General features: G+C 29.6%; 6 protein-coding genes. All 6 read right to left on the minus strand.

What is annotated here, in order from left to right:
- Positions 1-757: 757 nt before the first annotated feature.
- The 6 genes from glgD to glgB all read right to left on the minus strand — a co-directional run bounded on the left by glgD (position 758) and on the right by glgB (position 11725).
- A complete protein-coding gene (glgD, locus tag ACJDTP_RS26505) occupies positions 758-1870 on the minus strand; it encodes a glucose-1-phosphate adenylyltransferase subunit GlgD (RefSeq protein ID WP_077831439.1) in 1113 nt (370 codons plus the stop codon).
- A 25-nt stretch (positions 1871-1895) separates the two neighbouring features.
- Complete coding sequence (locus ACJDTP_RS26510) at positions 1896-3056, minus strand: glucose-1-phosphate adenylyltransferase (protein WP_077840589.1); 1161 nt, start codon at positions 3054-3056, stop codon at positions 1896-1898.
- A gap of 275 nt (positions 3057-3331) precedes the next feature.
- On the minus strand, positions 3332-5158 hold the full coding sequence (locus ACJDTP_RS26515) for a glycoside hydrolase family 13 protein (RefSeq protein ID WP_406762905.1): 1827 nt from the start codon (positions 5156-5158) through the stop codon (positions 3332-3334).
- Between the two features lie 13 nt (positions 5159-5171).
- Positions 5172-7607 (minus strand): glycogen/starch/alpha-glucan phosphorylase, encoded by a 2436-nt coding sequence (locus ACJDTP_RS26520; protein ID WP_406762906.1) that lies wholly within the window; start codon positions 7605-7607, stop codon positions 5172-5174.
- 33 nt (positions 7608-7640) lie between these two features.
- Entirely contained in the window at positions 7641-9080 is a 1440-nt protein-coding gene (gene glgA, locus ACJDTP_RS26525) for a glycogen synthase GlgA (protein ID WP_077841781.1), read from the minus strand.
- Between the two features lie 95 nt (positions 9081-9175).
- Positions 9176-11725 carry a 1,4-alpha-glucan branching protein GlgB gene (glgB, locus tag ACJDTP_RS26530; protein ID WP_406762907.1) on the minus strand — a complete coding sequence of 850 codons (2550 nt, stop codon included), beginning with the start codon at positions 11723-11725 and terminating at the stop codon, positions 9176-9178.
- Between the last annotated feature and the right edge of the window lie 714 nt (positions 11726-12439).

A 12439-nucleotide genomic window follows, 5' to 3' on the forward strand; every position in this document is an offset into this window, starting at 1 on the left:
ACTCAAATAAAAATTGCTGGTTTACTTAAATGTATTTATCTTATTCTGTTCAATTTTCAAAGACCAATTTTTCTTTCCTACAATTCTCATTGTAGGTATTAATTTATGCCACCCTTAAGCGACTAACTTAGTATATCACTTATTTTCTATTATGTCAACAACCTTTTTCAAAATCTTTAAAAATCATATTTAAAATACAATCTGTGATTTATCATTAAGTTATTTGCATATCTCAGCGACGTTTTTTATCTTAACACGTTCTCGTTATGCTGTCAACATATTTGTTAAAATATTATGTGATGCGCATACTATTATCCCCTTATTACAAATTTACAATGAGGTTATACTATTTAATACTTATAATAAATTCCAGATTAAATTTAATTTCTAAATTTCTCTAAGACTAACAGTACTGTGTCACTATATCATGTTTATACTATAAATTTATAATTCTATTAGTTCCATAAATAAAATAGTACTCCATAATGTATAAAGTTTTTAACATACATTATCTATCACATAATAGACATATTAAAGTTGTATTGATATAAATAAAGTAAGCATCATAAAATTATACTTTGCTATCATTGTTTCTTAGTTGCTTATTACTATATCGTTCAAATTTTGCATTTAATTTTCCTAATATAAATAATACCAACTTAATGAATCGCAAATCTAATTCCCTGATGCTTACCTAATTAATATTTTATAATAATATAATTCTTCAATTTTTAAAAATATTATTTTCTATATATATTTACTTAGTAATACTACTTTTTTTCTTTATAACCAAAGGATACATAACTGATCCAATAAGGGTCTCACCACTTCTTATCTCGCTACCTTTATCTGCAATTACATTATCCAATACTGCATCGTCACCAATTCTGCTATTTTGCATTATTATACAATCTTTTAATTTTGTATTTTTTCCTATATATACCCTTCTGCCTATTATGCAATTTTCAACTGTTCCTTCTATTCTACAACCATTTGCTATTATTGAGTTTATAACACTACTTGTATCTGCATAGTGAGTTGGAGCTTCATCTTTAGTTTTTGTATAGATAGGTCTTTCATCATTAAAAATTTCTTTATTTACTTTTCTATTTAAAAATCCCACATTACTATCATATAATGCCTTAATTGAATTTATACAATCTAAATGTCCTTTGAATTCGTAAGCACTTGCTGTTAACGTATTTAAATTATTATGAATATACTCTTTTACCTTTCGATACATTCCACTACTTACACATTCATTTACAATATTTATAAATAATTCAGTTTTTAATATATACATCTCCATATTGATATTTGCCTTCGGACTTTTCCCTATATTTTCTCCTACACTTATAACGCTTCCTGAATCGTCAAAGTTTAATACGCCGCAATCACCAAAGGCTTCATCTGCATTGTTTACCTTCTTATATACCATTGTAATATCTTTACCTGTGCTCTTATGGTATTCCAAAACTTCATTGTAATCTATATTACAAATCATGTAGCTTGGTGCTAATAATACATATTCTCTTCTACTATGTGTTAAAAATTGTATATTTTCAGCGAAATTATGGACATCATCATAAACAGGCTCGTCATTTCCAAAGTTAAAAACTTTTAATCCATCTTTTTTTCTATTTAAGTCCCATGGCCTTCCATTTGTCAAATGGTCTATTAGAGACCTTGACTTATTCTTTGTAAATATTCCTATACAATTGATCCCTGAGTTGGTCATATTAGACAAAATAAAATCTATGATTCTATATCTTGCTGCAATAGGAACTGAAGCAAGAGATCTATTAACTACTAATTCACCCATTCTGTTTTCATTTTCATCTAAGTTGATTATACCAATACAATTTTTCATTTCTTTCTCCCCCTTAGTGATATCGCTAAACTGCTTTATTATTTTCTATAACTGTACCCATTTTTACTTCTTCTTTTGCTGCAATAATAGCTATTTCATCACCTAAAGAAATTTTACAGTCTTTTCTAACTATTGCTCCACTTCCAACAATTGCTTTTTCAATAACTACATTATCACCTATTTTAGCATCCGTCATAATTATTGAATCTCGAACAACTGAGTTTTTTCCTATTTGAACTCCTTGAAATAATATTGAGTTTTCCACTTGTCCATTAACAACACAACCTTCAACAACTAATGAATTAGATACTTTTGCATTCTCGCCTATATATTGTGCCGGCCTTACTGGATTGACTGAATATATCTTCCATTCCTCATCATGTAAATCAAGTTCATTATCTTCTCTTATCAAATCCATATTTGCTTCCCATAGGCTATCTATAGTACCAACATCTTTCCAATATCCTTTAAATGGATACGCCACCATCTTATTTCCATTGCTAAGCATACTTGGAATTATATTCATTCCGAAGTCGTTTTTTGAGGTCTTGTCTGACTCATCCTCTCTTAAATATTTTTTTAGAGTTTTCCAATTGAAAATATATATCCCCATCGATGCTAAATTGTTTTTAGGATTTTTTGGTTTTTCTTCAAACTCATATATTGATAAATCTTCCCTTGTATTCATTATTCCAAATCGAGATGCTTCATCCATTGGCACTTCAATAACGGCTATAGTTGCCTCTGCCTGTTTTTCTTTATGGAAATCTAGCATCTTTGTATAATCCATCTTATATATATGATCTCCAGATAAAATCAAAATATATTCTGGATCATATCTATCAACAAATTCTATATTTTGATAAATTGCATTTGCAGTACCTTTATACCATTCTCCGCCTTTTTCTTCTTGATATGGTGGCAATACATGTACCCCTCCATGAGCCCTGTCTAAATCCCATGCTTCTCCTATACCAATATGTGCATTTAATTCTAGCGGTTTATACTGCGTTAATACTCCTACTGTATATATTCCTGAATTCGAACAATTGCTTAATGGAAAATCTATAATTCTATATTTTCCTCCAAATGGTACTGCTGGTTTAGCCAATTTTTTTGTTAATACCCCTAACCTCGATCCTTGTCCACCAGCCAATATCATTGCCACAATTTCATTTTTACCCATAATATTATCTCCTCTCATATGTGTTTGTTCTCATTAGATAAATTTTATATTATATGCTCCTATATTCAAAAAAATGATTGTTATTATATTTTTATTTAATTGAACTTGCAGAAGCATATTATATTTTTAATAATTATTTTATAATATGATTACCCCTAGAATTTATATTTATAATTTTGCATACAATATATTATACATTTATTTTCCATTAAATTCCATATAAGCATATATCAAAATATTTGTCAATTTTTTATTATATAATCAAACTCAATGAGCTAGATCCTACGCAATATTTTCAAATCATATGGAAAGATAGTTATAAAACTATCACTTTCTATAATCTTATATTTTTCACTAATATCAAGTAAATTCACATAATCTCCACTTAAGTTAATTTCTTTAATTAATTTAGCTTCGCTTGAAACATTTACTAATACTATTACGCTCTCATTTTCATATTTTCTTTCAAACGCAAATACGTCTGGATCAGTTTCAAAGATACTTAACTTCCCCTTTTTTAAACCATCTTCATTATTTCTTATTTTAATTATTTTATGGTAGAAATCAGCAAGCATTTTGTTCTCTTTCCCCCATGGATAGCTTTTCCTGTTATCAGGCTCTCTTCCACCTTTTACACCTGCTTCATCTCCATAGTATATTAGTGGTACTCCTGGCAAAGTAAATTGAATTGCTATAAGTAATTTTAACAGTGATATATTTTCATCCAGAACAGTTAAAATTCTTTCTGTATCATTTGTACCTAAAATATTTATATTTCCATAAAAACTTTCTCTTGGATAATTCTCGTACAATGACATAATTTTTTTCTTTAACTTATCTGACTTTATATATCCCTTGATAAAATTAATTAAACTTTCTCTTAAAGGATAATTAGTTGCTGCTTGCACTTCATTCCCTTGTAAATATTTTCGTCTTCTTGAATAACTTATCTTATTAGATGCGTCTTCCCATATATCACCTAAAAGTACAGTATCCTTATTTATTTCTCCGATTTTCTTTCTTATTAATTCTATAAATTCATCTGGAAGCTCATCTGTCACATTTAAAAACCATCCGTTAACTCCCATATCTGTCCACTTATTTATAATAGAATTATCTCCGCTTATAATATAGTCAACATATTCTTTTTGCATCGAGTTAACATTCGGTCTATCATCCATTCCCCACCAAGATTCATACCTATATGGATATGTAATAAATTTATACCAATCATAAAATCTAGAATTTGGCGAATTATACGCTCCAACATCGTCGTAATTTCCTAGTTTATTAAAATATTTACTATCAGAGCTTGTATAGCTCAGTACAATATCTAGAATGATTTTAATTCCTTTACTATTTGCCACTTTACATAATTCTCTAAATTCATCATTTGTGCCGAACATTTCATCTACAATTTCATAGTCCGCTGTATCATATTTATGGCAACTAGGGGATTTAAATATTGGGCTTAACTTTATTATATTAGCTCCCAATTCTTTTATATAATCTAATTTCTTTATTATCCCCTTTAGATTTCCTCCATAAAAATCCCATCTAGAAATTTTTCCAAAACTATCTCTAATATACATAGGACTATCATCCCATCTTCCGTATATAAATGAGTTTTCTTTTGTATTACCTATAATTTTATTTTCATTTCCATTGTAAAATCTATCTATTAGAATATGGTATATTACACCTTCTTTATACCAGCTTGGTATGAATGACTTTTCATATACAGTTATTTGATATGGCACAGGATTATAAGTATATATTTGGCCAACTCCTCCCAAATGATTGTCATTATTTCCATAATATACTCTGTCATACCCATCTATTAAAATAAAATAGTATTCTAATATCCCCAAAGCATCAGATGTATCAATTTCTACAGAATATTTAAATTCACCATTATTTAAATATTCCTTGTTCATTCCCATATTCATTTTAGTTCCATCGAATTTTATCAATTCGATTGCTACAATTATGTCTTTATTAATATTAATAGATATCTTAACCTTTTGACCAGCCTCTACAGCTCCAAAGGGCCTTCTAAATCTTATGCTTTGAGAGTCATGTAATACCTGTATATCATTCATTCAGTTAATCCTCCTATAGATTCTTATAGATTACCTCTGATCCCCAAATACCTGTTGCATATTCTTCTATTGTTCTGTCAGATGAGAATATCCCTGAATGTGCAATATTAATTCCACACATTCTTTGCCACTTATTAGCATTCCTATAAAGAGTATCAATCTTATCTTGAGCTTTTAAATATGAGTCAAAATCTTGTAAAACAAAAAACTCATCATTATAATTTATTAGATTTTCATATATACTTCTAAATTTATTTTTATCACTATGATATTTTCCATTTATTAAATCATCAATTACCCTTTTTACTCTAATATCATTGTTGTATATATCAATAGATTTATATCCTCCATTTTTGTAATAATTCAATACTTCATCTGCAGTTAATCCAAATATCACTATATTATCATCTGTAACTTCATCTTTTATTTCAATATTTGCCCCATCTAATGTTGCTACTGTAATAGCTCCGTTCATCATAAATTTCATATTTGATGTTCCTGAAGCTTCTTTTGTTGTTGTTGAGATCTGCTCACTTACATCTGTTCCCGGGATTATTTGTTCAGCTAGCGAAACTCTATAATTTTGAATGAAAACAACTTTTATCTTTTCATTTACTCTAGAATCATTATTTATTTTGTTTGCAACACAATTTATTAATTCAATAGTATTTTTAGCTAAATAATAACCTGGTGCAGCTTTTCCTCCAAAGATGAATGTCCTTGGAACTATATCGTAATTAGGATCATCAATTAATTTATTATATAAATCCATTATTCTTAAACAATTAAGTACTTGCCTCTTATAAGCATGTATTCTTTTTACCTGAACATCAAATATAGAATCAGGATCTACTCTTACATTATCATTCTTTAATATTATACTTGCTAGCTTTTCTTTGTTAAATTTTTTAATTTTTCCTAACTGTTCTAGAATCACTTCATCATACAAATGCCTCTCAAAGTTCTTTAGATCAAGTGGATGTCTTATAAAGCTATCTCCAATTGTATCTTTAATTAGTTTTGTAAGCTCTAGATTACTTTTTAAAAGCCATCTTCTATGAGTAATTCCATTAGTTTTATTATTAAATTTATTGGGATAAAGATAATAGAAGTCTGTCATCTCTTTTTTCTTCAATATTTCTGTATGAAGTTTTGCTACCCCATTTACACTATGACTGCCTACAATCGCTAGATGTGCCATCTTGACTTGCTCATCAGCTATTATCGCCATTCTTCTAACTTTTTCAAGGTTGCCTGGATATTTAGTTAAAAGTTCTGCACAATATCTTTTATTAATTTCTTCAACAATCATATATATTCTTGGAAGCAATTTTTGAAACATGTCTATTGGCCATTTTTCCAAAGCTTCTGCCAAAATTGTATGATTAGTGTACGATATTGTATTAGTTGTTATTCTCCAAGCCGTATCCCATTCTAACCCTTCTTCATCCAATAATATTCTCATAAGTTCTGGTATCGCAAGTGTAGGATGAGTATCATTTATATGAATCGCTACTTTTTCATCTAGTAACAATATATCTTTTCCATGCTTTTTACAGTGCCTTACAATGCTTTGAACTCCTGCTGAAACAAAGAAATATTGCTGCTTTAGTCTTAACATTTTACCTTCATAAAATGAATCTTCTGGATACAGCACTTGCGAAATTGATTCAACTGAATTTTTATACTTAATTGCTTGGAGAAAATCACCTCTACTAAATGATGAAAAATCAAACTCGTTTGAAACCGCCTCTGCACTCCATAATCTAAGAGTATTTACAATTTCATTTTCGTACCCTACAATTGGAGTATCATATGGGACTGCCAATACAGGCTCATAGTTTATATGCATAAAGCTTAAGCGTCCATTTATTTCGCTTACTTTTACCTCTCCACCAAACTTAACAATTTCTGCTTTTTCTGCTTTTCTCTTCTCCCAGACGTTTCCTAGCTTTAACCAATCATCAGATACCTCAACTTGTTTTCCGTCTATAATTTTTTGCTGAAAAAATCCATATTTATATCTAATCCCACATCCGTTTCCTGGAATATTCAAAGATGCCATTGAATCTAGGAAACATGCCGCAAGTCTTCCCAGTCCACCATTACCTAGTCCTTGGTCTTGCTCCAAGTTTTCCAACTCTTCTAAATTTATATTTAAATCTGATAACGCTTCTTTACATATATCTCTTATGCCTATATTTAATAAAGCATCACCAAGTAACCGTCCCAGTAAAAATTCCATAGAAAAATAATAAACTTGCTTCTCCCCAGTCTTATTATATTTTTTATTTGTTTTAAGCCAAGTTCTTGTAACATAATCCCTTACTAAACTTCCTAAAGCATCATACTTTTGCTGATTAGTTCCTTCCTTTAATTCAATACCATGCATCTCTAAGAACTTATTTACATAAGCTTTTTTAAATGTTTTTTTATCCATTTCGAGCATTGATATACCCCCTCATAACATTATGTCCTGATCTTAATCTTGTCCTGTTAATTCTCTATATAAATCTAAATATATTTGAGCTGACCTATTCCAGCTATTATCAGAATTCATTGCATTTTCGATTAGATTTTCCCACTTACCCTTATCCTTATATATCCATAACGCATATTCTATTATATTGTATAACTCATCTGAATTGTAATTTCTGAAACTAAACCCATTACCTTCTCCAGTATACTCATTATATGCAATTATTGTATCCTTAAGTCCCCCAGTTTCCCTAACTATAGGAATAGAACCATATCTAAGTGCTATTAATTGTCCCAATCCACATGGCTCAAAAAGTGAAGGCATTAAAAACATATCACATGCTGCATAAATTTTATTTGCTAACCCATTATCAAATTTAATATTAGCAGACACCTTATTTCCATATCTAGAATCTAGCCATTTAAAATGTTCCTCATAATGCTTATCTCCAGTTCCTAAAATAACTAGTTGAACATTTTCTTGTAGCAGTTTATCCGAAATATTTACTAATAGATCCATTCCCTTTTGACTTGTCAATCTAGTTACCATCGCTAGCATTGGTATATTTTTATCAACAGTTAGCCCTAGCTCTTTTTGTAACTCCGTTTTGTTTATTACTTTATCTTCAATAGAGTTTATACTATAGTTCTTTTTAATAAATCTATCTGTCTTAGGATTAAATTCATCATAATCTATACCATTTGTTATTCCTCTCAATGCATAGGATCTATCTCTTAATACTCCATCCAATCTTTGACCATACTCAGGTGTTTGTATTTCGTATGCATAAGTATTACTAACAGTTGTAATAATATCTGAATAGTATAATCCACCCTTCATATAACTTACACCATCGTCAAATTTTAAGCATGTGTTATTATAAAGCTCCATATCAAATCCAAATAACTCCGGTAATATTTGAGGATCAAATACTCCTTGAAATGCTATATTATGAATTGAATATACGCATTTCATCTTCCAATAGAACATATCATTTCTTTTATATTCAAATTTCAATAGCACAGGTAACATCCCAGTTTGCCAGTCATTGCAATGTATAAGATCTGGCTGCCAATCTATTTGCCTCAACATATCTAATACGGCTCTATCAAAGAATGCAAATCTCTCTGCATCATCATAGAATCCATAGATTTCATCTCTCTTAAAATATGCTTCATTATCTAAAACATAATATGTTACTCCATTGTAAAAGCATTCCCATACGCCACAAAATTGTTCTCTCCATCCAACTTTAACATTAAACCATTTAACAAATCTTAGCTTGTCTCTTACTTCCCAATTAATTTCTTTATACTTTGGTATAACAACTCTTACATCTGCATTTTTTTGTGCAAGTGCTTTTGGTAATGCCCCAGCAACATCTCCGAGCCCCCCTGTTTTAATGAACGGACTAGCTTCAGATGCTACAAATAAAACTCTCATTCTTTATCCCCCTCAACCTCTAGCAAATAAATTTATATCATTATACTATAAATATTTTTATAATATTTACTTTCTCAAACGGTCTTTTTAACCTTTTATTTATCTTTTTCTTTAATTTCTTTATCTACATTAATCTCATTCACTTTTAATATTAATGTTGCCATTGGAGGCACTTTTACTTTCAAAGAATATGGTTGATTGTGGAATTGAGTCTTTTCAGATACAAGCATTTCACCCATAATCTGACCTGAACCACCATATTTACTATCATCAGAATTAAATACTTCTTCATAGCTCCCCAAAAATGGTACTCCAATTTGATAATCATAATACACAATAGAAGTAAAATTAATTATAAAAATCAGTGTATCTTTATCATTTCTACTTCTTCTAGCAAAAATTAATATGCTTTGTTCATTATTATCGGCTTCTATCCAATTAAAGCCTCTATAGTCATGATCGAGCTCCCAAAAAGCTTTATTATTAAGGTATAAATTGTTTAAATCCTTAAAAAATAATTGAGTTTTCTTATGGATTTCTAACTCATCGATTAGGTTCCATTTTAATTCCTCATATTCTCTCCACTCAATTTTCTGAGCAAATTCGCACCCCATAAACGATAATTTTTTGCCCGGATGTCCCATCATATAACACATAAACGCTCGGAGACCTGCAAACTTATTCCATTCATCTCCCCACATTTTGTTTACCAATGATTTCTTACCATGAACAACTTCATCGTGTGAAAGTGGTAATAAATAATTTTCAGCATAATTATACATCATCGCAAATGTTATATTTTTATGATTATGTTTTCTATATTTAGGATCTATTTCGACATACTCTAATGTATCATTCATCCAACCCATATTCCATTTTAAGTTGAATCCCAAACCATCATAAATTGTAGGTTTTGTAACATTAGGCCAAGATGTTGATTCCTCTGCAATCATAAGTGCAGTCGGATATTCTGCAAATACTGCCTTATTTAACTCCTTTAGAAAATCTATTGCTTCTAAATTCCCATTTCCTCCATATTTGTTTGGTACCCATTCCCCATGCGATCTGCTATAATCCAAGTACAGTATGCTTGATACAGCATCAACCCTTAATCCATCAATATGAAACTCTCTATACCAGTATAATGCATTCGATATTAAATAACTTTTAACTTCATCTCTACCTAGATCAAAATTACAAGTTCCCCAACCTTTATTTTCCGCTCTCCATTCTTCTTGATATTCATATGTTGGTGTTCCATCAAACTTATATAGTCCGTGAGCATCTTTACAAAAATGACCTGGAACCCAATCCATTATTACTCCTATATTAGCCTCATGCAATTTATTTATTAAAATTTTAAGGCCTTCATAATCCCCATACCTACTTGTTGGTGAATAATATCCTGTTCCCTGATATCCCCAAGAAGCATCCAATGGATGTTCGATAAGTGGCATAATCTCTACGTGTGTATATCCCATATCTTTCACATATTTAGGTAAATCTTCTGCGATTTCTTCGTATTTTAAGAATCCGCCATCTTTATTTGTCTTCCATGAGCCCAAATGTACCTCATATATATTTAATGGTTGCTCAAGTACATTTATTTTATTTCTTTGATCAATCCATTTTTTATCATTCCATTTGAAAGCTTTAGGCTTATATACTATTGATGCATTATCTGGTCTCAATTCACTTTGTATTGCATACGGATCGGCTTTGTATTCTCCCATCTCTCCATCGCTTCCCACTATACAATACTTATATCTATTTCCAGCCTTAGCAGTATAAAAAAAGCCTCTCCATAATCCATTTTCAGTTATTCTTTCAAGCTTGTATTCCTCTTTTACTTCGAAATTATTAAAATCCCCAACAACATATACATCTTTTGCATTAGGTGCCCACGTTACAAATTGCACACCTTTCTTTCTTTTCTCAGTTTTAATATGTGAACCTAAAATATTATAAGATTCATAGTTTTTACCTTGATGAAACAAATATGTGTTAAGATTAGTTATTTCAGATTTATCAATACTTTCTGTTCTCTTTTTAACATTAATTTTACTATGTTCTGTTTTCGACTTTTCAATCTTCTCCCCTTCTGCTTGAAATTCTTCCATTAATTCTTTTGAAGCTGATTTCTTTGTTGTACCTGCTTTTGTTGAACTTACTGCAGATTTCCCTTTTGAAGATTTATTAGTTGTTTTTTTTGTCTTTGGTTGTACAGCTAATTCATTCGTTTTGGTGGATTTAGATTTATTAATATTATCTCCACCCTCCAATTCAGATTCTTTATTATTCTCTTCTTTTAAAATAATCTTTTCTTCGTTTTTATTCTCCAACGCATTCTTCTTATCAATTGCCTTAGATTTCTTTAAAATCCCTTTAGATTTAATACCAATTTCTTTATCATTTGTAGTAATGTCTTTTACCTTAACATCTAGATTATTAATTGGATTTAATTCAGTTGTTTCCTTTGAGGAAATTTTCTTTTTTGCTCTTCCCTTTGTCTTACTTATTCTTTTCTCAACAGATGAATTATCTTCGATAGATACTTTTCCGTCTTCTTCTGTCAAACCGTTCATATCTCTAGGACCTATTTCATCTTTATCTTTAATCTTACTGCTTTTAGGATCATTTTGCATTAAACTATACCCCCATCCATATTCATATCCCTCTCATAAACTAAATTAAATGCTTCTCTTTATTATAATTCTCACTATATATATATCTTACCAAATTTTATGGTACTTTTCACTTATTTTTCTTTATTTTTAATAAAAATTATAATTATTTTAACTTTTAAGATAATAAATATATATTTTTATCCATATATAATGTATAATATTCAATCATTCATTTTATTAAATTTAAAATTAATTCACAGAATAGCAATAATCAGGCGCATAAAAGACGCTGTATATTAAGAAATAAAGTGAGCAGCTCCTAAGTTTTATTCTGCTAAGTTTTTAATATTAGAAAAATGATTTTAAACTCATGTCACTTATATATCTTTTTAAAATCATGATCAGAGGGCGATCTTCACTCTCTAACCAATGATAATAGTGCTTAATTTACCAAAATTCATACCATAAAAAAAAGAGAATCCATATCTTGAATCCTCTCTTTAACAATTAGTATTAAAACAACTTTAATATATTACCTTAAACGTTATAATTATTCATATATTTTAAATGATACAATTCAAGCACATGAATCAATTAATACCTTAGAGCCTGCTTATTAAAAGTGCGAAACATTACAAAATAAAAAAAGATAGTCATTACAACTATCTTTTTTGCTTACCTCGCAACGTCCTACTCTGCCACACAGTCTCCCATGCAGTACCATCGGCGCTA

Source organism: Candidatus Clostridium helianthi, assembly GCF_045310795.1.
In the GTDB taxonomy this organism is placed as follows: domain Bacteria; phylum Bacillota; class Clostridia; order Clostridiales; family Clostridiaceae; genus Clostridium; species Clostridium helianthi.

Excerpts from the sequence above, each read along its gene's own strand:
- ACJDTP_RS26510 (WP_077840589.1), bottom strand. The coding sequence starts at position 3,056 with ATGGGTAAAAATGAAATTGTGGCAATGATATTGGCTGGTGGACAAGGA.
- glgD (WP_077831439.1), bottom strand. The coding sequence starts at position 1,870 with ATGAAAAATTGTATTGGTATAATCAACTTAGATGAAAATGAAAACAGA.
- ACJDTP_RS26520 (WP_406762906.1), bottom strand. The coding sequence starts at position 7,607 with ATGCTCGAAATGGATAAAAAAACATTTAAAAAAGCTTATGTAAATAAG.
- glgA (WP_077841781.1), bottom strand. The coding sequence starts at position 9,080 with ATGAGAGTTTTATTTGTAGCATCTGAAGCTAGTCCGTTCATTAAAACA.
- ACJDTP_RS26515 (WP_406762905.1), bottom strand. The coding sequence starts at position 5,158 with ATGAATGATATACAGGTATTACATGACTCTCAAAGCATAAGATTTAGA.
- glgB (WP_406762907.1), bottom strand. The coding sequence starts at position 11,725 with ATGCAAAATGATCCTAAAAGCAGTAAGATTAAAGATAAAGATGAAATA.